A 21,451-nucleotide genomic window follows, 5' to 3' on the forward strand; every position below is an offset into this window, starting at 1 on the left:
GCTTGACGCCCCGTCCGACGTTTCAAACTCTAGCCGATCCCCACTCCGAAAAGCGAATCGGCCGCAATCCAATAAAACGAACACGCCGAATAAGAGCCAAGCCGCGACAAGGCGCGACCCGGCCCGAACCAGGAAATGGTGTTTCAAAAGGATTGGCTACCCCGGGACCGTCCGCGCGGAGATGCGTGTCCGGTGCTCCCAGCCAGGCAGCTCGAAGAACTCTACGCGTGATCGCGGCCGGATGCAAACGAGACACAAAGGGCCGGCCGGACCCCGGGGAGAGGGGTCCGGCCGGCACGACCGCGGAGCGGAGGATCAGCTGTTGGTGGGGAAGCCGAGGTTGATGCCGCCGTGCGAGGGGTCCAGCCAGCGCTGGGTCACGGCCTTGCCGCGGGTGAAGAACTGCACACCGTCCGGACCGTACGCGTGGGCGTCGCCGAACAGGGAGGCCTTCCAGCCGCCGAAGGAGTAGTAGGCGACCGGGACCGGGATCGGCACGTTGATGCCGACCATGCCGACCTCCACCTCGAACTGGAAGCGCCGGGCCGCGCCGCCGTCGTTGGTGAAGAGGGCGGTGCCGTTGCCGTAGGGGTTGGCGTTGATCAGCGCCAGGCCCTCGTCGTAGGAGGCGACGCGCACGACCGAGAGGATCGGGCCGAAGATCTCGTCGTTGTAGACGGACATGCCCGGCTTCACGTGGTCGAACAGGGTGGGGCCGAGCCAGAAGCCGTCCGAGGTCGGGGCACCGTTCTCGTCCTCGGCGGTGACCGGGTGCTTGCGGCCGTCCACGGCGAGCTCGGCGCCGTCGGCGACCCCGGACTCGACGTAGGAGGTGACCTTGTCGCGGTGCTGTCCGGTGACCAGCGGGCCCATCTCCGAGTCGCCGTTGCAGCCGGGGCCGACCTTCAGGGTGGCGATCCGCTGCTTGATCTTGTCGACCAGCTCGTCGCCGATCGGGTCGACCGCCACCAGGACGGACACGGCCATGCAGCGCTCGCCGGCCGCGCCGAAGCCCGCGTTGACGGCGGCGTCGGCGGCCAGGTCGAGGTCGGCGTCGGGCAGGACCAGCATGTGGTTCTTGGCGCCGCCCAGGGCCTGCACGCGCTTGCCGTAGCGCGTACCGGTCTCGTAGACGTAGCGGGCGATCGGGGTGGAGCCGACGAAGCTGACGGACTTGACGTCCGGGTGCTCCAGCAGGCGGTCCACGGCGGCCTTGTCGCCGTGGACCACGTTGAAGACGCCGTCCGGCAGGCCGGCCTCCTTCCACAGTCCGGCGAGGAAGTTGGCGGCGGACGGGTCCTTCTCCGAGGGCTTCAGGACGACGGTGTTGCCGGCCGCGATGGCGAGCGGGAAGAACCACATCGGCACCATGGCCGGGAAGTTGAACGGCGAGATGATCGCGACCGGGCCGAGCGGCTGGCGGATCGAGTAGACGTCGACGCCGGTGGACGCCTGCTCCGTGAAGCCGCCCTTGACGAGCTGCGGGATACCGCAGGCGTACTCGACGACCTCCAGGCCGCGGGCGATCTCGCCGAGCGCATCGGAGTGGACCTTGCCGTGCTCGGACACGATGATCGCGGCCAGCTCGTCGCGGCGGGCGTTCAGCAGCTCGCGGAAGGCGAACAGCACGGTGGTGCGCTTGGCGACCGAGGCGGTGCGCCACTCGGCGAAGGCCGAGGCGGCGGCGGCCACGGCCTGGTCGACCTCGGCGATCCCGGCGAAGTCGACCTGGCCGGCGACCTGGCCGGTGGCCGGGTCGAAGATGTCACCGCGGCGGGGCGCCGCGCCGGCGGTGGCGACGGGCTCGCCGCCGATCCAGTGAGTGATGTGCTTGCTCAAGTCCGTCTGCCTCCGAAGTCCCGGGCGGCGTCCTGCCGCCGGTCCTGTCTGGCGCCGCCCGCGAGTGGGCCGGGCGACGGGATTCACGGGGCTACCGCGTTCGTCTCCAGTCTGGTGGCCACCGCGCCAGGCCTCAACGAACAGGCTGACGGGGATCGCGGATTCAGCCTTACAGGTCGTCCGGTTGCTCGGCCGAACGCGTGAAAGAGCACGAACGTGTGAAGCCGGACCGGCAAGGACGGGCGCAGGAGGACGAAGCGCCGCCACCCCGCGTTCAGGACTCCTCGTCCTCCAGGTACGGGTCGTGCAGACCGTCGGCCGCCTCCTGGGTCTCCAGCAGGTCCAGCCGCAGGTCCTGGGCCCAGGCGAGCGCCCACCGCTTCAGCTCGCCGACCGCGCGTGCCGCGACACCCCTGGCCCGGAACCGGCCGTCCGCCGCCTCAGCCAGCGTCTCCAGCCGGTCGGCGAGCGCCGCGGGCTGGAAGTCTGCGTCCAATTCGCCTGCCAGCGCGAGGAGTTCACCCTCCCGGTAGCAGTCGGTGAGGGCGTGCACGTCGACCAGGTCCCGCGGCATGCCGCGGTCCACCAGCAGCGCGGTGGTGAGCGCGGCGGCGTCCTCCAGGGCGACGACCGGCAGGACCACCGGCAGGACAACTGGCAGCGCCACCGGCAGGACCGCCGACAGCGCCGCCGCCGGCTCGCCGGACGGGGGCGCGGCGAGGTCGAAGCGCGCCGGCCGGTGGGCCAGCGGCTCCTTCCGCAGCTCCACCGAGTGCGACCGCCCACCGAGCGCGAGCCGGACGGTGAGCTGCTCCAGTCGCGGCGTGCCCGGGCGTTCGGCGACCCCGCCGCCGGCCGCGCGGTAGGCCTCGCCCAGCGCGGCGGCCACCTCCGGCAGGTCGGCCCCGCCGGTCACCAGGGTGAGTCCGTCCTGCGGGCAGGCCGCGACGCCGTGGGCGCGCAGCGCGTGCCCACCGGCCAGGGCGAGCCCGTACCGGTCGCAGACGGGGGCCGCCAGTGCGGCGAGGCGCAGCTGGGCCGGGCCCGGTCGAAGGGGCGCGTCGACGGCGTCCGGGGCGGTGGTCACGTTTCCAGTCTGACGCGACCGCCCGCCCCGCGCGCCACCGCCGGCCGGGGCCGGAGCCCGGCCCCGGGGGATCACCAGCCGCTGAGCCCGGCCGCGGCCTCGTGCAGGGCGAGTTCCAGCAGCACCGGGTCGTTGAGCCGTCCGGAGCCGTCGGGCGGGACCAGCCAGCGCACCCCGCGGCTGCGGCGCCCGGGGTGCGGGACGATGATCCAGGTGCCCTCCCCCGCGCCGCGCACGCCCGTGCCGATCCAGCGGGCGGCGGTGCCGACGGGGACCAGGAAGCTGACGTGCTCGTCCCCGAAGTCGGTGAGGACGGGGCCGCAGGAGCCGGTGTCCAGGATCTCCAGGGCCGGGCGCCCGAGCCGTCCGGGGACGGAGAGGACGTCCCAGCGGCGGCCGGCCGGCAGCAGCATCAGCCCCAGCCCGGTGCGCTCCCATTGCTCCCGGAAGGCCTCCGGGTCCGGTGTCACCTGGGCGAGCCAGTGCAGTCCGGTGCTCTCCATGCCTGTCCCCATGTCTGTCCCCGCTTCTTGCCGCTGGTTCCGGTCAGGTCGTCCTGGTCAGGACGCGGCGGGGAAACCGAGACCCGCCGTCACCAAGGAGAGGCGGACGGCGGGTCTCTCTTACACGGATAACGCGGATAACGCGGATGACACGGAAGGCACGGCGAGCACGGCTAATACGGCGAGCACGGCCAGCACGGCCAGCGAGGTCAGCTGTCGAAGCCGAGCCCCATGCGGTCGAGCGTGCGCAGCCAGAGGTTGCGGTGGCCGCCGTTGCGGTCCGCGCGCTCCAGCGAGCGGGTGGTGATCTCGATCCCGGCCCAGCGCACCGGCTCGGGCGGGAACGGCATCGGCTTGCTGCGCACCATGTCCAGCGAGGTGCGCTCGGTGCGCTCGCCGGACAGCAGGTCGAGCATCACCTCGGCGCCGAAGCGCGTCGCGCCGACGCCGAGCCCGGTGTACCCGGCCGCGTACGCGACCTTGCCCCGGTAGGCGGTGTCGAAGAACGCCGAGAACCGGCTGCAGGTGTCGATGGCGCCGCCCCAGGCGTGGGTGAACCGCAGGCCCTCCAGCTGCGGGAAGCAGCGGAAGAAGTGGTTCGCCAGCGTGCGGAAGGTCTCCGGCCGCTGGTCGTACTCGTGCCGGACGTGGCCGCCGTAGTGGTAGACGGCGTCGTAGCCGCCCCACAGGATCCGGTTGTCGGCGGAGAGCCGGAAGTAGTGGAACTTGTTGGCGCTGTCGCCGAGTCCCTGCCGGCCGCGCCAGCCGATCGCGGCGAGCTGCTCGTCGCTGAGCGGCTCGGTCATCAGCGCGTAGTCGTACACCGGTACGACGTACGGCCGGACCCTCTTGACCAGCGACGGGAACACGTTGGTACCGAGTGCGACGCGCCGGGCGAAGACCCGTCCGTACGGGGTGCGGACGGCCATGCCGCTGCCGTACTCCCGCAGGTCGGTGGCCCGGGTGTGCTCGAAGATCCGCACGCCCTGGCCGAGGCAGGCGTCCCGCAGGCCCCAGGCGAGCTTGGCGGGGTGGACCATCGCCACGCCCTCCTTGTCCCAGAGGCCGCCGAGGAAGGTCGGCGAGTCGACCTCGGCGCGCAGTTCGTCGGCGTCCAGGACGGTGATGTCGAAGCCGTACCGGGCGACGGCCTCGGCGATCTCGTGGAGTTCCTCGACCTGGTGCGGCTGGGTGGCGACGTCGATCTCGCCGGTGCGCTCCCACTCGGCGTCGATGCCGTAGCGCTTGAGGGTGGCCTCGATGCCGTCCAGGTTGGCGGCACCGAGGCGTTCCAGCTGGGCGAGTTCGGCGGGCCAGCGTTGCAGGCCGTTGCCGAAGCCGTGGGTGAGGCTGGCCGCGCAGAATCCGCCGTTGCGCCCGGACGCGGCCCACCCGACCTCGTTGCCCTCGACCAGCACGACGTCCAGCGAGGGGTCGCGCTCCTTGGCGATGAGGGCGGTCCACAGGCCGGAGTAGCCGCCGCCGACGACCAGCAGGTCGCAGGTGGTGTCGCCGACCAGGGCGGGCAGTGCCGCCGGCCGGCCCGGGTCCTCCAGCCAGAAGGGAGTGGGCCTGGCGTCACTGAGTGCGCGGGCGGAGTCCATGCATTATCAGCCACTTTCTGTACTTAGGCGATGGTTTGTTCGGCCACCACTCCCGACCGTACGTCAGGCGGTGGCCTTCCGGCGGTTGCCCAGCCACTGGCCGCCGACGGTCAGCGCGACGGCGGCGATGAACATCGCGGTGCCGATGACGTTCACCTGCACCGGGATGCCGCGCTGCGACGCGCCCCAGACGAACATCGGGAAGGTGACCGTGGTCGGGCCCGAGTTGAACTGGGTGATGATGAAGTCGTCGAAGGAGAGCGCGAAGCTGAGCAGCGCTCCCGCCGCGATGCCGGGGGCGGCCAGCGGCAGGGTGACTCGCAGGAAGGTCTGGACGGGGGTCGCGTAGAGGTCCTGGGCGGCCTGTTCGAGCCTCGGGTCCATGCTCATCACGCGGGCCTTGACGGCCGTCACCACGAAGCTGAGGCAGAACATGATGTGCGCGATGAGGATGGTGGTGAAGCCGAACGGGATGCGCATGTTGAGGAACAGCGTCCCGAGCGAGGCGGCCATGACCACCTCGGGCATGGCCATCGGCAGGAAGATCATCGCGGTGGTGGCCGAGCGGCCGCGGAAGCGGTAGCGGGCCAGCGCGAAGGCGACCATGGTGCCGAGCACGGTGGCGCCGATGGTGGCGAGCACCGCGATCTGCAGGCTGAGCGAGAGCGACTGGCACATGTCGGCCACGCCGCAGGGGTTGGTCCAGGCGTCGGTGGAGAACTCGTTCCACTCGTAGTTGAACTTGCCGACCGGCTTGTTGAACGAGAAGGCGAGCACGACCAGGTTGGGCAGCACCAGGTAGGCGAGGGCCAGCAGGCCGGCCAGCACCACCAGGTGGGCGCGTATCCACTTGGTAATCCGGGACATCAGACCAGTTCCTCCGTCCCGGCCTTGCGCATGTAGACCGTCACCATGCCCAGGATCAGGGCCATCAGGATGAAGCTCAGTGCGGCAGCCGTGGGGTAGTCGAGCACGTTCAGGAACTGCTTCTGGATGCCGTTGCCGACCATCTGCTCGCTCGGCGAGCCCAGCAGCTGGGCGTTGATGTAGTCGCCGGAGGCCGGGATGAAGGTGAGCAGGGTGCCGGCGACCACGCCGGGCAGCGAGATCGGGAAGGTGACCTTGCGGAAGGTGGTGAACGGCCGGGCGTACAGGTCGCCGGCCGCCTCGTGCAGGCGGGGGTCGATCCGCTCCAGCGAGGTGTACAGCGGCAGGATCATGAACGGCAGGAAGTTGTAGGTGAGGCCGCAGACCACGGCGAGCGGCGTGGCGAGCACCCGGTCGCCGGAGGTGAGGCCGAGCGCGTTGGTGACGTCCAGGACGTGCAGGGTGTTGAGCACCCCGACCACCGGCCCGCCGTCGGACAGGATGGTCTTCCAGGCCAGCGTGCGGATCAGGAAGCTGGTGAAGAACGGCGCGATGACCAGGATCAGGATGACGTTGCGCCAGCGCTTGCTGGCCTTGAAGGCGATCGTGTACGCGAGCGGGTAGCCGACCGCCAGGCAGAGCACGGTGGCGATGCCCGCGTAGGAGAACGAGCGGACGAAGTGCCACTTGTACTCGACCAGGGCGTCCCAGTACGTCGCGAGGTGCCAGGTGACCTTGAAGCCCGCTTCGAGCGAGCCGGTCTGCAGCGAGGTGGACGCCTGGTAGACCATCGGGACGGCGAAGAAGACGACGAGCCAGGCGATGCCGGGCAGCAGCAGCCAGTACGCGGTGAGCTTGCGCTTCGGCTTCCGCGCCGGTTCCGCGAGCGGTATGACCTGTGACGGGGCGGCCGGGGTGGTGGTGGTCATGCGGCCTCCTCCGCGGTGCCCGCGTCGATCGCCTGTGCGGCGTCCAGGGCGAAGGAGTGCGCCGGGTTCCAGTGCAGCAGGACGGGCGCGCCGGGGACGATCCGGGCGTCGCGCTCCATGTTCTGCTCGAAGACGGTGACCTCCTGGCCGCCGTCGGTGCGCACCACGTACTGGGTGGAGACGCCGATGAAGCTGGAGTCGAGGACGGTGCCGGCCAGCCGGTTGCGGCCGTCGGCGACCTCGGCGGAGGCGTGCGCGATGGTGATCTTCTCCGGGCGCACGCCCAGGTGGACCTGCCTGGCCTCGGTGGCGCAGCGCGCCTTGGGCACGGCGAGGCGCACGCCGGCCGCGCTGAGCAGCAGGTCGCCGCCGTCGGCGCCGGTGACCTCGGCGGGCAGCAGGTTGGACTGGCCGAGGAAGTTGGCCACGAAGGTGGTGGCGGGGTTCTCGTACAGCTCGGCGGGGGCGCCGAGCTGCTCGACCCGGCCGCCGTTCATCACCGCGATGGTGTCGGCCATCGTCATGGCCTCCTCCTGGTCGTGGGTGACGTGCACGAAGGTGATGCCGACCTCGGTCTGGATCCGCTTGAGCTCCAGCTGCATCTGGCGGCGCAGCTTGAGGTCGAGCGCGCCGAGCGGCTCGTCGAGGAGCAGCACCTGGGGGTGGTTGATCAGGGCGCGGGCGACGGCGACGCGCTGCTGCTGGCCGCCGGAGAGCTGGTGCGGCTTGCGCCGGGCGTACTGGCCGAGTTCGACCAGCTCCAGCATGTCCTCGACCTGCTTCTTGACGTCCTTGCGGCCGCGGCGGCGCAGGCCGAAGGCGACGTTCTCGAAGATGTCGAGGTGCGGGAAGAGCGCGTAGCTCTGGAAGACGGTGTTCACCGGCCGCTTGTACGGGGGCAGGGCGGTGACGTCCTGGCCGCCGATCAGGACGGTGCCGCTGGTGGGCTCCTCCAGGCCCGCGATCATGCGCAGGGTGGTGGTCTTGCCGCAGCCGGAGGCGCCGAGCAGGGCGAAGAAGGAGCCCTGCGGGACGGTGAGGTCGAGCGGGTGGACGGCGGTGAAGGCGCCGTAGGTCTTGCCGATGCCGGTGAGGCGGACGTCGCCGCCGGCGGCCGCGTCGCGCTGCTGGTCTGTCATGGGTGTCTTCCTGGGTTCTCTGCCGGGAGTGGGCCGCGCGTGGGGGTCAGGCGCCGATGAGCTTGGAGAACTTCTGCTCGAAGTCGCTCTCCTCGGTCTCGGTGAGGGTGCGGAACACGTGCGACTTGGCCGCCATCTCGGGGGTGGGTACGACCAGCGGGTTGGCCGCGCTGTCCGGGGCGAGGGTGGCGAGTTCGTCCTTCATCCCGGTCACGGCGGAGACGAAGCCGATGCCCGCGACCAGCTGCGCCGCGATCTTCGGCTGATAGTAGAAGTCGATCAGCTTTTCCGCGTTCGCCTTGTGCTGCGCCCGGGCCGGGACCAGCATGTTGTCCGTCGAGGAGACGTAGCCCTTCTCCGGGATGACGAACTCGATGTCCGGGTTGTCGGCGCGCAGTTGGATCAGGTCGCCGCCCCAGGCGACGCAGGCCGCGATGTCGCCGGAGGACAGCTCCTGGCCGTAGTCGTTGCCGGTGAAGCGGCGGATCTGCTTGCTGTCGACGCCCTTCTGCAGCCGGGCGACGGCGGCGTCGTAGTCGTCGGCGGTGAACTTCGCCGGGTCCTTGCCCAGGTCCAGCAGGGTGATCCCGATGCTGTCGCGCATCTCGGAGAGGAAGGTGACCCGGCCCTTGAGGTCGGGGTCGTCCAGCAGTTGGGAGACGCTGGTGACCTCCTTCCCCTTGGTCGCCTTCTTGTTGTAGGCGATGACGACCTGGATGCCGGCCCACGGGTAGGAGTACAGCCGGCCCGGGTCCCAGTCGGGGGCGCGGAAGCGGGAGTCGATGGTGGTGATCGCGGTGGTGACGTTCGCCGGGTTGAGCTTCTGCGCCCAGCCGAGCCGGATCAGCCGGGCGGCCATCCAGTCGGTGAGGACCATCAGGTCGCGGCCGGTGTCCTGGCCGGCCGCGAGCTGCGGCTTGACCTTGCCGAAGAACTCGACGTTGTCGTTGACGTCCTCGTTGTACCTGACCTTGACGCCGGTGGCCGCGGTGAAGGCGTCCAGGGTGCCGTGCTTCTGCTTGTCCTTCTCGTCGGTGTCGATGTACAGCGGCCAGTTGGAGAAGTTGACCACCTTCTCGGTGTCCGAGAGGTCCTTGGCGGCGTTGGCGGTCGAGTCGCCGCCGGCGGTCCTGGCCGCCGGGATCCCGCAGGCGGCCAGCGTGCCCGCACCGGCGGTCAGCGCGGCGGCCCGCAGCAGGGTGCGGCGGCCGATCGCGGCCCGGCCGCTGGTCAGGCTGCGTTCCCAGGCCTTGCGGACCGGTTCGGGCAGACCGTCGGTGAACTCGTTGAACGCCATGGAACGGGCCTCCTGGGGGTAAGAGGTCGAATCGGGGCGCCCTGGGGGCGGCGCCCCTGGGCAGGGGTTATCTGTCTCCGAAGACGGTGCGGTGCCAGTCCTTGCGGGCCACCGCGGTGGTGTCGAACATGACGTGCTTGACCTGGGTGTACTCGTCCAGCGAGTACTGGGACATGTCCTTGCCGTAGCCGGACGCCTTGTAGCCGCCGTGCGGCATCTCGCTGATGATCGGGATGTGGTCGTTGACCCAGACGCACCCGGCCGCGATCTCCCGGGTGGCGCGCAGCGAGCGGTGCACGTTGCCCGTCCAGGCGGAGGCGGCCAGGCCGTAGGGGGTGTCGTTGGCCAGCCGCAGGCCCTCGTCGTCGGTGTCGAAGGGCAGCACGACCAGCACCGGGCCGAAGATCTCGCCCTGGACCACCTCGCTGTCCTGGGCGGCGCCGGTGATCAGGGTGGGCGCGTAGTACGCGCCGCGGGTGAGGTCGGTGCCGTCGTGGCCCTTCTCCGGCGCGCGGCCGCCGGTGACCACGGTGGCGTACGAGCGGGCGCGTTCGACGAAGCCGGCCACCCGGTCCCGGTGGGTGTACGAGACCAGCGGGCCGAGGTCGGTGTGCGGGTCGAGCGGGTCGCCGATCCTGATCGCGGCGTACAGCTCGGCCACGCCGGCCACGAACGCGTCGTACAGCGGGCGCTGGACGTACGCGCGGGTGGCGGCGGTGCAGTCCTGGCCGCCGTTGATCAGCGAGGCGGCGACCGCGCCGTGCACCGCGGCGTCGAGGTCGGCGTCGTCGAAGACCACGAACGGGGCCTTGCCGCCGAGCTCCAGGTGGGTGCGCTTGACGCTCCCGGTGGCGAGTTCGGCGACCCTGCGGCCGACCGGGGTGGAGCCGGTGAAGGACACCATGGCGACGTCCGGGTGCGCGACCAGGTGCTCGCCGGTGGTGCGGCCGGCGCCGGTGACCACGTTGACCACGCCGTCCGGGATGCCCGCCTCGGTGCAGGCCCGGGCGAACATCAGCGAGGTGAGCGGGGTCAGCTCGGACGGCTTGAGCACGATGGTGTTGCCCGCCGCGATCGCCGGCAGGATCTTCCAGGCGGCCATCTGCAGCGGGTAGTTCCACGGCGAGATCGAACCGACCACGCCGATCGCCTCGCGGCGCACGTAGGAGGTGTGGTCGCCGGAGTACTCGCCGGCCGCCTTGCCCTCCAGGTTGCGGGCGGCGCCCGCGAAGAACGCCACGTTGTCGATGGTGCCGGGGACGTCGAACTCGGTGGCCAGCTTGACCGGCTTGCCGGTCTGCGCGGTCTCCACCCGGGCGAGGTCGGCGCTCGCCGAGGCCAGCACGGCGGCCAGCGCGGTCAGCGCCTCGGAGCGGGCACCGGGGGTGGCGCGGGACCAGCCGGGCAGAGCCGCCTTCGCGGCGGCCACGGCCGCGTCGACCTCGCCGGTGGTGGCCAGGGCGACCTGCTCGACCACGCTGCCGTCCGCGGGGTTGACGACCTGGAAGGGCTCGCCGCTCCCCCGGGTCTGACGGCCCGCGATGTACTGCGCGCCCGCGCCGAAGTCGGTCAGGTCCATCTGGTTCCTCCAAGTGCCGGTGGGTCGACTGCCACGGCGATTCTCACGGTTGTGCGGTGGGGGAATCCGACCGGTCGATCACCGGGGTTGCGCGATCCTGGCAGTCCGGCGGACTCCGGACAAGGGATTCCGCTGTTGCATTCCGGCAACGCGATGGATTCCGGCGTGAGGTCTGTTTTTCGCCACAGCCGACCCGCTGACCATGCCCGCTGCCGCCCCGGCGTGACAAGGGTCACTGCGACAACCTCGGCAGGTAGGGCCTTACAAGGTGCAAGGGTTCACCGAGGGCGACAGGTCGTCGCCGCGATGGATGATTTACCTGACACTCTGGTCCCCCAAGGCCCTGGAGGCCCGCGATGCTCCCCACCGTCGCCCGCGTGCTCGACCTGGAGGTGATGCGGCGCGGCCTGCCCCAGGTCGTCGCCGGCGCCGACCACCTGGAGCGACCCGTCCGCTGGGTCCACGTGAGCGAACTGCCCGACGTCGCCGGAATGCTCCAGGGCGGCGAACTGGTGCTCACCACCGGCATCGCGCTGCCCGACGACCGCGAGGGCCTGGCCCGCTACGTCCGCGAACTGGACGAGGTGGGGGTCGCCGGACTGGTCGTCGAGTACGGCCGGCGCTACTTCGACTCGCTGCCCCGCGCCCTGGTGCACGCCGCCGAACAACGCGGCCTGCCGCTGATCACGCTCCGCCGAGAGCTGCGCTTCGTCGCCGTCACCGAGGCCGTGCACGCGCTGGTGGTCAACGCCCAGCTGGAGCAGCTGCGCGTCTCCGAGGCCGTCCACCAGGTGTTCAACGAGCTGGTGGTGGAGGGCGCCGAGCCGCCCGAGGTGATCCGCCAGGTGGCCCGGATGGCGGGCGCGCCGGTCGTCCTGGAGAACCTCGCGCACCAGGTACTCGCCCACGACACCGCCGGCCGCCCGGAGGTCGAACTGCTGGAGGACTGGGAGCGCCGCTCCCGCGGGGTCCGCCCGCCCGGCCGTACCGGGCACGACCCGCGCAGCGGCTGGCTGGTGACCACGGTCGGCGCCCGCGGCCAGGACTGGGGCCGGCTGGTGCTGGTGCAGGATCCGGGCCCGCTGCCCGAGGACGAGGCCCACCCGCACACCATGCTGCTGGAGCGCGGCGCCTCCGCGCTGGCGCTCAACCGGCTGGTGGTGCGCGACCGGGAGAGCCTGGAACGGCAGACCCACCGCACCCTGCTGTCCGGCATCCTCACCCACGCGCTGACCGTCTCCGAAGTGGCCCTGCGCGCCCAGGCGCTCGGCGTCCCGCTGGAGGGCCGCCGGCTGGTCGGGGTGGTGCTGCGGCAGCGGCGCGGCCCGATCCCGGCCGCCCTGGAGGCGCAGGCCCGGCTGCGCGACTTCACCGAGCTCGCCGCCGGAGCCGTCCGGGCCTGCCGGCTCTCCGCCCTGGTCGGCGCGCTGGACGACGAGGGCGTCGGTGTGCTGATCACGCTCGGCACCCAGCAGGACGAGCACGCCGCCCTGGACGCCTTCTCGGCCACGCTGCGCCGGATGTCGGCCGAGGCCGGCCGGGACGACGCCGCCGCCGCACCGGCCCCGGTGGTCGCGGTCGGCTCCTCGGTCGGCTCCGTCCGGGACGCCCGGCGCACCCTGCTGGAGGCCACCCAGGTCGCCGACGCGGCCCTGCACGACGCGCCCGGCGGCCGGGCCGCCTCGTACTACCGGCTGCCGGATGTCCGGCTGCGCGGCCTGCTCCACCTGCTGCGCGACGACGCCCGGCTGCAGACCTACGTGGAGCGGGAGCTGGGCCCCCTACTGGCCCACGACGCCGAGCACAACGGCCAGTTGGTGCAGATGCTGCGGATCTACCTGGAGCAGGGCCGGAACAAGTCGGCGGCGGCCGACGCCGCGCACCTGTCCCGGCCGTCCTTCTACGACCGCCTGCACAAGGTCGAGCGGATCCTCGGCGTCGACCTCGACCAGGTGGAGTCCTGCCTCTCCCTGCACGTGGCGCTGCTCGCGCTGGACGCCGTCCGCCGCTGATCGCTGCACGCCGGTGGCCTACACGCCGGTGATGCGCCCCCAGACCTTGTGCAGTTCGGGCCGCTCCGCCGAGGTGACGTCGCGCATGGTGTGCAGCCGGGCGCGCATCTCGTCGGTCGGGAAGAGCAGCGGGTTCTCCGCCAGTTCGGCCTTCTCCTTGTCGCCGCTGGCCGCCAGCACCTCGCGGGCGGCCGGCACCGGGCAGATGTACTGGACGAACGCGGCGAGTTCGGCGGCCACCTCGGGCTGGTAGTAGTGGTCGATCAGCAGCTCGGCGTTGCGCTTGTGCCGGGCCCGGTTGGGGACCATCAGGCTCTCCGCCCACAGCTCGCCGCCCTCCTGCGGCACCACGAACTCGATGTCCGGGTTCTGGGCGGTCAGTTGGACGGCGTCGCCGGAGTAGGCCTGGCAGGCGACGGCGGCGCCGGAGGCGAGGTCGCTGGTGTAGTCGTTGCCGGTGAAGCGCCGGATGTGGCCGGTGTCGACCATCTTCTGCACGGTGTCCATCGCCCGGTGCGCGTCGTCCTCGCCGAACCGGGAGACGTCGGCGCCCTGGGCGAGCATCAGCAGCCCGAGCGCCTCGTCCAGCCCGGCGAACAGGGTGACCCGGCCCTTGAGGTCCGGTGCCCAGAGGTCCGCGGTCGACTTCAGCTCCCGGCCGAGCGCCTTGCGGTTGTACGCGATGCCGGTGATCCCGGACTGCCAGGGCACGCTGCGCCGACGCCCGGGGTCGAAGGCCGGGTCGGCGAGCTGCGGGTCCAGGTTGGCGGTGACGTTGGGCATGTTGGCCCGGTCCATGGCCTGCACCCAGCCGAGCGAGACGTACCGGCCGGCCATCCAGTCGCTGACCACCATGAGGTCCCGGCCGGGGTCCGCGCCCTGGGTGAGCACCGGGCTGATCTTGCCGAAGAACTCGTCGTTGTCGTTGATGTCCTCGGTGTAGGTGACCGCGATGCCGGTCCGCTCGGTGAAGGCGTCCAGGGTCGGCCGGTGCCCCTGGTCGTCGGTGTCGATGTACTGGGTCCAGTTGGAGAAGGCGAGCCGCTGCTCGCGGTCCGAGCGGTCCTGGACCGAGCGGCGGTCCTCGGCGACGTACGCGGACGGGATGCCGCAGCCGGTCAGCGTGCCGGCGCCGAGCAGCGCGGCCCCGCCGAGCACCGAACGCCGGCGGATCGTACGGGAGTTGTGGGGGCGGGTCGGGGTGGTGCTGCTGGGCATGGGGGAGGCCTCCGGAGCGTGGGACGGCCCCGGGCGTGCGCGACACCCGGGGCCGTCCGGTCGGTACGTCAGACGGTGTGCGCGTCGGCGAGCGACAGCACCTCGTCGAGCACCGCGAGACCGGTCTTGGCCTCCTCCTCGGTGACGGTGCACGGCGGGACGACGTGGAGGCGGTTCATGTTGACGAACGGCCAGAGCCCGCGCTGCTTGCAGGCGGCCGCCAGCTCGGCCATCGGCGCGTTGGCGGCGCCGGCCGCGTTGTACGGGACCAGCGGCTCGCGGGTCCCGCGGTCCTTCACCAGGTCGAGCGCCCAGAACACGCCGAGGCCGCGGACCTCGCCGATCGAGGGGTGCCGCTCGGCCAGCTCCCGCAGTCCGGGGCCGAGCACGGTCTCGCCGATGTGCCTGGCGTTCTCGACGATGCCCTCCTCCGCCATGGCGGTGATGGTGGCGACGGCCGAGGCGCAGGCCAGCGGGTGGCCGGAGTAGGTGAGCCCGCCCGGGAACGCCCGCTCGGCGAAGGTGGCGGCGATCTCGGCGCTGATCGCCACGCCGCCCAGCGGGACGTAGCCCGAGTTGACGCCCTTGGCGAAGGTCAGCAGGTCCGGGGTGACACCCCAGTGGTCGGCGGCGAACCACTCGCCGGTGCGGCCGAAGCCGGCCATCACCTCGTCGAGGATGAACACGATGCCGAAGCGGTCGCAGATCTCCCGCACCCCGGCCAGGTAGCCCGCCGGCGGGATCAGGATGCCCGCGGTGCCGACCACGGTCTCCAGGATGATCGCGGCGATCGTCCCGGGGCCCTCGAAGGCGATCACCTGCTCCAGGTGCTCCAGCGCGCGCTCGCACTCCTGCGCCTCGTTCTCGGCGTGGAAGTTGGAGCGGTAGGCGTACGGGCCCCAGAAGTGCACCACGCCGGAGACGCCGGTCTCGTTGGCCCAGCGGCGCGGGTCGCCGGTGAGGGCGATCGCGTTGGCGGTGGCGCCGTGGTACGAGCGGTAGGCGGACATGACCTTCTGCCGGCCGGTGTGCAGCCGGGCCAGCCGGACGGCGTTCTCGACCGCCTCGGCGCCGCCGTTGGTGAAGAAGATCTTGTCGAGGTCGCCGGGGGTGCGCTCGGCGATCAGCCGGGCGGCCTCGCTGCGCGCCTCGACCGCGAAACCGGGGGCGATGGTGCAGAGCTTCGCCGCCTGCTCCTGGATCGCGGCGACCACCTTCGGGTGCTGGTGACCGATGTTGGTGTTGACCAGCTGCGAGGAGAAGTCGAGGTAGCGGTTGCCGTCGTAGTCCCAGAAGTACGAGCCCTCGGCGCCGGCCACCGCGAGGGGGTCGATCAGCGCCTGGGCGGACCACGAGTGGAAGACGTGCGCGCGGTCGGCGGCCTTGACCGCCTGGCCGGCGGCTGAGTCAGCGGTGGGGATGCTCATGCCGGTAAGGCTAGGGAGTCGCGGCCCCGAAGTGCAGTTTCATCTTGTCAGCCGGTCACGCGAACGGCCGACAGGATGCAAAGACACCGGGCCCGGGTCGAAAGGACCCGGGCCCATTGTCAGTTCACACGATGGACCTTCGATCAGATCGCAGTCATACAGCGCTCGACCGTCACGACCCGCTAGATCGCGGTCATGACGTGCTTCACCCGGGTGTAGTCCTCGAAGCCGTACGCGGAGAGGTCCTTGCCGTAGCCGGACTTCTTGAAGCCACCGTGCGGCATCTCGGCGACCAGCGGGATGTGGGTGTTGATCCAGACGCAGCCGAAGTCCAGGCGGCGCGACATCCGCATGGCGCGGGCGTGGTCCTTGGTCCACACCGAGGAGGCCAGCGCGAAGTCGACGCCGTTGGCGTAGTCGACGGCCTGGTCCTCGTCGGTGAACTTCTGCACGGTGATGACCGGGCCGAAGACCTCGTTCTGGATGATCTCGTCGTCCTGCCGCAGGCCGGAGACGACGGTCGGGGCGTAGAAGTAGCCCTTCTCGCCGACCTGGTGGCCACCGGCCTCGACCTTGGCGTGGGCGGGCAGCCGCTCGATGAAGCCGGCCACCTGCTTCAGCTGGTTGGCGTTGTTCAGCGGGCCGTACAGCACGTCCTCGTCGTCCACGCCGCCGGTCTTGGTCTCGGCCGCGGCCTTGGCCAGCGCCTCGACGAAGGCGTCGTGGATCGACTCGTGCACCAGCACGCGGGTGGCAGCGGTGCAGTCCTGGCCGGCGTTGAAGTAGCCCGCGACCGAGATGCCCTCGACGGCCTCGGCGATGTCGGCGTCCTCGAAGACCACGACCGGGGCCTTGCCGCCCAGCTCCAGGTGGACTCGCTTGACGTCCTTGGAGGCGGACTCGGCGACCTGGATGCCGGCCCGGACCGAACCGGTGATGGAGGCCATCGCCGGGGTCTTGTGCTCGACCATCAGCCGGCCGGACTCGCGGTCGCCGCAGATCACGTTGAAGACGCCGGCCGGCAGCTCCAGGTCCTTGAGGACGCCGCCGATGATCTCGGCGAGCAGGACGGTGGAGGCCGGGGTGGTGTCCGAGGGCTTCAGGACGACGGTGTTGCCCGCAGCGATGGCCGGGGCGAACTTCCAGACGGCCATCATCATCGGGTAGTTCCACGGCGCGACCTGGGCACAGACGCCGACCGGCTCGCGGCGGACGATCGAGGTCATCCCGTCCATGTACTCCCCGGCGGCCTTGCCCTCCAGCATGCGGGCGGCACCGGCGAAGAAGCGGATCTGGTCCACCATCGGACCGATCTCCTCCGAGAGGGTCAGCCCGCGCGGCTTGCCCGTGTTGCGGACCTCCGCCTCGACGAGCTCGTCGGCCCGGGCCTCGACCGCGTCGGCGATCTTGAGCAGCAGCTTCTGGCGGGTGCTCGGGGTGGCGTCGCGCCAGGCCGGGAAGGCGGCGGCGGCCGAGGCCATGGCGGCGTCCACGTCGGAGGCACCGGACAGCGGGGACGTCGCGTAGACCTCACCGGTGGTGGGGTCGACGATGTCGAGCGTCCGGCCGTCCGCCGCGTCGACGAACTCACCGTTGATGTAGTTGCGCAGCGTGCGAAGGTCGCTCACGGGGTCTCTCCTCGGTCTGGGCCTGCGGCGTTGCAGATTCCGGCGCCATGGTACGTCGGCGGGTCCGGCGCGCGAAGGGTGTCGGGTGGCCGGGCCCTGGACGGCGCGGTCCACTGGTTTGGGGGAACGCGCGCTGCGCTGCGGGGCTGCGCGCGTACCGTGCCAGGGTAGCCGCATGACTGCTGGTATCGACAGGTGCGGTACGCGTAGGCGATGAAATCCGTACGCGGATTCCAAGATCACGACGAAATCAGCAGATTCCTCGCTTGCGAACAGGAGAACGATCAGGCACAGTGGCGGCGTGGCCAACCGCGACCGGAACGCGAGCGTTCCCCTCGATGCCGCCTCCAAGGCGATCATCGAGCAGCTCCAGGAGGACGGACGCCGGCCGTACGCCGCCATCGGCAAGGCCGTCGGCCTGTCCGAGGCGGCCGTGCGCCAGCGCGTCCAGAAGCTGCTCGACCAGGGCGTGATGCAGATCGTCGCCGTCACGGACCCGCTCACCGTCGGCTTCACCCGCCAGGCGATGGTCGGCATCCGGGTCGAGGGCGACATCGAGCCCGTCGCCGACGCGCTGGCCGCCCTCGACGAGGTCGACTACGTCGTCTGCACCGCAGGCTCGTTCGACCTCCTGGCCGAACTGGTCTGCGAGGACGACGAGCACCTGCTCGAACTGATCAACAAGCGCATCCGCGCGCTTCCCGGCGTGCGGAGCACCGAGAGCTTCGTCTACCTGAAGCTCCGGAAACAGACCTACACCTGGGGCACCCGATGACAGCCGACCCGGCGCAGAAGGACCTTTCCAAGACCGCCTACGACCACCTGTGGATGCACTTCACCCGCATGTCGTCGTACGAGAACTCCCCCGTGCCGACGATCGTCAAGGGCGAAGGCACCTACGTCTGGGACGACAAGGGACGCAAGTACCTCGACGGCCTCGCCGGCCTGTTCGTCGTCCAGGCCGGCCACGGCCGCGAGGAGCTGGCCGAGGCCGCCGCCAAGCAGGCCAAGGAGCTCGCCTTCTTCCCGGTGTGGAGCTACGCCCACCCGAAGGCCGTCGAGCTGGCCGAGCGCCTGGCCAACTACGCCCCGGGCGACCTGAACAAGGTCTTCTTCTCCACCGGTGGCGGCGAGGCCGTCGAGACCGCCTGGAAGCTCGCCAAGCAGTACTTCAAGCTGACCGGCAAGCCGACCAAGTACAAGGTCATCTCGCGCGCCGTCGCCTACCACGGCACCCCGCAGGGCGCCCTGTCGATCACCGGCCTGCCGGGCCTGAAGGCCCCGTTCGAGCCGCTGGTGCCGGGCACCCACAAGGCCCCGAACACCAACATCTACCGCGCCCCCGCCTTCCTCGAAGGCCCGGACGGCACGGTCGACCCCGAGGCCTACGGCCGCTGGTGCGCCGACGAGATCGAGGTGGCCATCCTCAACGAGGGCGCCGAGACCGTCGCCGCCGTCTTCGTCGAGCCGGTGCAGAACGCCGGTGGCTGCTTCCCGCCGCCGCCCGGGTACTTCCAGCGCCTGCGCGAGATCTGCGACCGCCACGACGTGCTGCTGGTCTCGGACGAGGTCATCTGCGCCTTCGGCCGCCTGGGCACCATGTTCGGCGCCGACAAGTTCGGCTACCAGCCCGACATGATCACCTGCGCCAAGGGCATGACCTCGGGCTACTCCCCGATCGGCGCCACGATCATCTCGGACCGCCTCGCCGAGCCGTTCTACAAGGGCGACAACACCTTCCTGCACGGCTACACCTTCGGCGGCCACCCGGTCTCCTCCGCGGTGGCGCTGGCCAACCTCGACATCTTCGAGCGCGAGGGCCTGAACCAGAACGTCCTCGACAACGAGGCCGCGTTCCTGGGCACCCTGAACAAGCTGCGCGACCTGCCGATCGTCGGCGACGTCCGCGGCAACGGGTACTTCTACGGCATCGAGCTCGTGAAGGACAAGGTCACCAAGGAGTCGTTCAACGACGACGAGGTCGAGCGCGTCCTCTACGGCTTCCTGTCGAAGGCCCTCTTCGACAACGGCCTGTACTGCCGCGCCGACGACCGTGGCGACCCGGTCATCCAGCTGGCCCCGCCGCTGATCTCCAACCAGTCGACCTTCGACGAGATCGAGCAGATCCTGCGGACCAGCCTCACCGACGCGTGGGCGAAGATCTGACCCCCTGATCCTCCTTCCCCACCCTCCGCCGAAGGGCGGTCCCACTCCCCCGGGACCGCCCTTCGGCGTTTTTCCGGCGCGGACAGCCGATCAAACATGCCTGATTGCGGGTGATTTGCCCGCGATGGACCAGAGCGCCGCAACCGCACCAGGCCCCAGTCGTTCTAATCTGACGACTGTCATATCCCTGCGGCCACCCAGGATGGAACCTCATGTCAGCGGCACCGCCTGACAACGACGTGCTGTGGGCCCGGGGGATCGTCAAGTCCCATCACGGCACCCCCGCCCTACGGGGCATCTCGATCGGCGTCCGCGAGGGCGAAGTGCTCGCCGTCACCGGCCCGCGCGGCTCCGGCAAGAGCACCCTCCTCGGCTGCCTCTCCGCCCTCCTCACCGTCGACGAGGGCGAGGTCTGGTTCAACAGCGCGCCCGTCCACACCCTCGGCCGGGCCGGACGCGAACGGCTGCGCCGCGACCGCTTCGGCTTCGTCGGCTCCGAACCCCACCTGGTGCCCGAGCTGACCGCCCGGGAGAACGTCGCCCTGCCGCTGCTGCTCGCCGGCGCCGGCAACAAGGCCGCCTACACCGCCGCCGACGAATGGCTGGAACGCCTCGACGTCGGCGAGGTCGCCCGGCAGCGCCCCGACCGGCTGCTCCAGAGCCAGCGCCAGCGGATCGCCGTCGCCCGCGCCCTCGCCCCGCTGCCGCCCGTCGTCTTCGCCGACGACCCCACCGCCCCGCTCCACCGCGAGACCTCCGACCAGGTCCTGCGGATACTGACCAGCGCGGCCCGGTCGCACCAGCTCACCCTCGTCCTGGCCACTCACGACCCCGAGCTCGTCCGGTTCGCGGACCGCGCCGTCGCCCTCGTCGACGGACGGCTCACCGCCCCCGCCGCCCCCGTCCCGCGCGGCCCCGCCGTCCCGGGGGCGGCCGGCGCGTCCGCCGTCTCGGCCACCCGCCGCTGACGACGCCCAGCCGCTGAAAGAGTCGACGTGTTCTATCTCCGTCTGGCCCGGGGCTACCGGGTGCCCGACCTCGGCCGCTGGCTGCTCACCGTGCTGACCGCCGCCGTGGTCTCCGCCTTCCTGCTGCGCTCCCTCGGCCGGGCGATGAGCGACCCGCTCGGCGGCGAGGACGCGCTTGTGCGACTGCTCTGGTGCCTGCCCCCGCTCGCCGCCGTCGCCTGGTTCGCGGCCGTCTCCGCCCGCGCCGTACCCGCCCAGCGGCCCGAACGGATCACCGGCCTGCGCGCCGCCGGAGCCGGCTCCGGCCGGATCCGCACCCTGATCGCCGGTGAGGTCGTGCTCGCCTGCACCCTCGGCAGCGTGCTCACCCTGCTGGTCTTCCTGGTCCTGCGCAACGACATCGCCGGGCCCGCGCTCGCCGCCGACCTCGGCATGGGCGTACCGCTGCCGGCCGTCGCGCCGGTCGCCCTGCTCGCCCTGGTCCCGCTCACCGCCGGGATCGCCGCCGTCTGCGCCGTCCCGCCCACCGAGTACCTGCCCGGCGGCCGCACCCGCACCCACGGCGGCACCGGCTTCGGCCCGCTGCGGGTCGCCCTGCCGGTCGGGCTCGCCGTGATCGGCCTCGCCCTCGAACTCATCGCCCTGCGGCCCGGCGCCGCCGCCGACGGCCGACCGATCCACCTGCCCGCCGGGCTCGGCAGCACCAGCACCGCCGCACTCGGCGGCTGGGCCGCCAGCGCGGTCGGACTCGCCCTGCTCACCGGCCCGTTGCTGGCCTGGGCCGGGCGGCTGCTCGCGCTCGGCCGGCCCACCCCGCTGCGACTGCTGGCCGGCCGCGGACTCACCTCCCAGGCCCGCCGCCTCGGCCCGCCGCTGGCCGTGCTCACCCTCGCCCTCGCGCTCGTGCTCACCACCATCCGCTACTGGATCGGCACGCCCGACAGCGCGGACGTGCTGCCCGCCGTCGAGGCCTGCCTGGTGCTCGGCTGCGCGGCCGCCGCCGTGGCCGCCCGGCTGGCCGAGGTCCGCGCCGACCGCCGGGACGTCACCGACGTGCTGCTGCGCCTCGGCACCTCGCCCCGGCTGCTGTTCGGCGCGGTCGCGCTGCGCACCCTGGCGGTGGGCACCACGCTGCTGGTGACCGGCGGGGCGACCGCCGCACTGGCGGCCGCCGGCCTGCGCTGACCT

17 protein-coding genes are annotated in these 21,451 nt (G+C 71.5%); 5 read left to right on the top strand and 12 right to left on the bottom strand.

Going from position 1 to position 21,451, the window contains the following annotated elements; translation table 11 throughout:
* Positions 1-315 precede the first annotated feature (315 nt).
* The 9 genes from ABT015_RS25390 to ABT015_RS25430 form a co-directional block, all read right to left on the bottom strand.
* Positions 316-1,839, bottom strand: coding sequence for a CoA-acylating methylmalonate-semialdehyde dehydrogenase (locus tag ABT015_RS25390; RefSeq protein WP_350882849.1), 1,524 nt, complete (start codon positions 1,837-1,839; stop codon positions 316-318).
* A 274-nt stretch (positions 1,840-2,113) separates the two neighbouring features.
* On the bottom strand, positions 2,114-2,926 hold the full coding sequence (locus ABT015_RS25395; protein WP_350882851.1) for a hypothetical protein: 813 nt from the start codon (positions 2,924-2,926) through the stop codon (positions 2,114-2,116).
* Positions 2,927-2,997: 71 nt separating this feature from the next.
* On the bottom strand, positions 2,998-3,429 hold the full coding sequence (locus tag ABT015_RS25400; RefSeq protein ID WP_350882853.1) for a bifunctional DNA primase/polymerase: 432 nt from the start codon (positions 3,427-3,429) through the stop codon (positions 2,998-3,000).
* Between the two features lie 209 nt (positions 3,430-3,638).
* Positions 3,639-5,033 carry an NAD(P)/FAD-dependent oxidoreductase gene (locus tag ABT015_RS25405; RefSeq protein WP_350882855.1) on the bottom strand — a complete coding sequence of 465 codons (1,395 nt, stop codon included), beginning with the start codon at positions 5,031-5,033 and terminating at the stop codon, positions 3,639-3,641.
* A 63-nt stretch (positions 5,034-5,096) separates the two neighbouring features.
* Positions 5,097-5,900 carry an ABC transporter permease gene (locus ABT015_RS25410; RefSeq protein WP_350882857.1) on the bottom strand — a complete coding sequence of 268 codons (804 nt, stop codon included), beginning with the start codon at positions 5,898-5,900 and terminating at the stop codon, positions 5,097-5,099.
* Positions 5,900-6,829, bottom strand: a complete 930-nt coding sequence (locus tag ABT015_RS25415; protein ID WP_350882859.1) for an ABC transporter permease — start codon at positions 6,827-6,829, stop codon at positions 5,900-5,902. The genes ABT015_RS25410 and ABT015_RS25415 overlap by 1 nt, the downstream gene beginning before the upstream one ends.
* A complete protein-coding gene (locus tag ABT015_RS25420) occupies positions 6,826-7,968 on the bottom strand; it encodes an ABC transporter ATP-binding protein (RefSeq protein WP_350882861.1) in 1,143 nt (380 codons plus the stop codon). Before ABT015_RS25420 ends, ABT015_RS25415 begins: the two co-directional genes overlap by 4 nt.
* Before the next feature lie 46 nt (positions 7,969-8,014).
* On the bottom strand, positions 8,015-9,265 hold the full coding sequence (locus ABT015_RS25425) for a polyamine ABC transporter substrate-binding protein (RefSeq protein ID WP_350882863.1): 1,251 nt from the start codon (positions 9,263-9,265) through the stop codon (positions 8,015-8,017).
* A gap of 67 nt (positions 9,266-9,332) precedes the next feature.
* Positions 9,333-10,844 (bottom strand): gamma-aminobutyraldehyde dehydrogenase, encoded by a 1,512-nt coding sequence (locus ABT015_RS25430; RefSeq protein ID WP_350882865.1) that lies wholly within the window; start codon positions 10,842-10,844, stop codon positions 9,333-9,335.
* Between the two features lie 356 nt (positions 10,845-11,200).
* Here ABT015_RS25430 and ABT015_RS25435 point away from each other — a divergent pair, with 356 nt between their 5' ends.
* Positions 11,201-12,856, top strand: a complete 1,656-nt coding sequence (locus ABT015_RS25435) for a PucR family transcriptional regulator (RefSeq protein ID WP_350882867.1) — start codon at positions 11,201-11,203, stop codon at positions 12,854-12,856.
* 18 nt (positions 12,857-12,874) lie between these two features.
* Here ABT015_RS25435 and ABT015_RS25440 read toward each other — a convergent pair whose 3' ends face one another.
* The 3 genes from ABT015_RS25440 to ABT015_RS25450 form a co-directional block, all read right to left on the bottom strand.
* Positions 12,875-14,074 carry a polyamine ABC transporter substrate-binding protein gene (locus ABT015_RS25440; RefSeq protein WP_350882869.1) on the bottom strand — a complete coding sequence of 400 codons (1,200 nt, stop codon included), beginning with the start codon at positions 14,072-14,074 and terminating at the stop codon, positions 12,875-12,877.
* Between the two features lie 68 nt (positions 14,075-14,142).
* Positions 14,143-15,501, bottom strand: a complete 1,359-nt coding sequence (locus ABT015_RS25445; protein WP_350882871.1) for an aspartate aminotransferase family protein — start codon at positions 15,499-15,501, stop codon at positions 14,143-14,145.
* Between the two features lie 182 nt (positions 15,502-15,683).
* Positions 15,684-17,129 (bottom strand): gamma-aminobutyraldehyde dehydrogenase, encoded by a 1,446-nt coding sequence (locus ABT015_RS25450; protein ID WP_350882873.1) that lies wholly within the window; start codon positions 17,127-17,129, stop codon positions 15,684-15,686.
* A gap of 301 nt (positions 17,130-17,430) precedes the next feature.
* Between ABT015_RS25450 and ABT015_RS25455 the strand changes: the two genes are divergently transcribed.
* The 4 genes from ABT015_RS25455 (at position 17,431) to ABT015_RS25470 (ending at position 21,448) form a co-directional block, all read left to right on the top strand.
* Positions 17,431-17,904, top strand: a complete 474-nt coding sequence (locus ABT015_RS25455) for an Lrp/AsnC family transcriptional regulator (RefSeq protein ID WP_030243538.1) — start codon at positions 17,431-17,433, stop codon at positions 17,902-17,904.
* The gene (locus ABT015_RS25460) at positions 17,901-19,295 is read left to right on the top strand and encodes an aspartate aminotransferase family protein (RefSeq protein ID WP_350882875.1); all 1,395 of its coding nucleotides are present in this window, start codon (positions 17,901-17,903) and stop codon (positions 19,293-19,295) included. The genes ABT015_RS25455 and ABT015_RS25460 overlap by 4 nt, the downstream gene beginning before the upstream one ends.
* A 212-nt stretch (positions 19,296-19,507) precedes the next feature.
* On the top strand, positions 19,508-20,263 hold the full coding sequence (locus ABT015_RS25465; protein WP_350882877.1) for an ABC transporter ATP-binding protein: 756 nt from the start codon (positions 19,508-19,510) through the stop codon (positions 20,261-20,263).
* Between the two features lie 27 nt (positions 20,264-20,290).
* The gene (locus tag ABT015_RS25470; protein ID WP_350882879.1) at positions 20,291-21,448 is read left to right on the top strand and encodes a hypothetical protein; all 1,158 of its coding nucleotides are present in this window, start codon (positions 20,291-20,293) and stop codon (positions 21,446-21,448) included.
* The last annotated feature ends 3 nt before the right edge of the window (positions 21,449-21,451 follow it).

This window comes from Kitasatospora sp. NPDC094016 (assembly GCF_040304045.1).
In the GTDB taxonomy this organism is placed as follows: domain Bacteria; phylum Actinomycetota; class Actinomycetes; order Streptomycetales; family Streptomycetaceae; genus Kitasatospora.

Coding starts and splice junctions, on each gene's coding strand:
- ABT015_RS25400 (WP_350882853.1), bottom strand. CDS start 3,429: ATGGAGAGCACCGGACTGCACTGGCTCGCCCAGGTGACACCGGACCCG.
- ABT015_RS25405 (WP_350882855.1), bottom strand. CDS start 5,033: ATGGACTCCGCCCGCGCACTCAGTGACGCCAGGCCCACTCCCTTCTGG.
- ABT015_RS25410 (WP_350882857.1), bottom strand. CDS start 5,900: ATGTCCCGGATTACCAAGTGGATACGCGCCCACCTGGTGGTGCTGGCC.
- ABT015_RS25415 (WP_350882859.1), bottom strand. CDS start 6,829: ATGACCACCACCACCCCGGCCGCCCCGTCACAGGTCATACCGCTCGCG.
- ABT015_RS25420 (WP_350882861.1), bottom strand. CDS start 7,968: ATGACAGACCAGCAGCGCGACGCGGCCGCCGGCGGCGACGTCCGCCTC.
- ABT015_RS25425 (WP_350882863.1), bottom strand. CDS start 9,265: ATGGCGTTCAACGAGTTCACCGACGGTCTGCCCGAACCGGTCCGCAAG.
- ABT015_RS25430 (WP_350882865.1), bottom strand. CDS start 10,844: ATGGACCTGACCGACTTCGGCGCGGGCGCGCAGTACATCGCGGGCCGT.
- ABT015_RS25435 (WP_350882867.1), top strand. CDS start 11,201: ATGCTCCCCACCGTCGCCCGCGTGCTCGACCTGGAGGTGATGCGGCGC.
- ABT015_RS25440 (WP_350882869.1), bottom strand. CDS start 14,074: ATGCCCAGCAGCACCACCCCGACCCGCCCCCACAACTCCCGTACGATC.
- ABT015_RS25445 (WP_350882871.1), bottom strand. CDS start 15,501: ATGAGCATCCCCACCGCTGACTCAGCCGCCGGCCAGGCGGTCAAGGCC.
- ABT015_RS25460 (WP_350882875.1), top strand. CDS start 17,901: ATGACAGCCGACCCGGCGCAGAAGGACCTTTCCAAGACCGCCTACGAC.
- ABT015_RS25465 (WP_350882877.1), top strand. CDS start 19,508: ATGTCAGCGGCACCGCCTGACAACGACGTGCTGTGGGCCCGGGGGATC.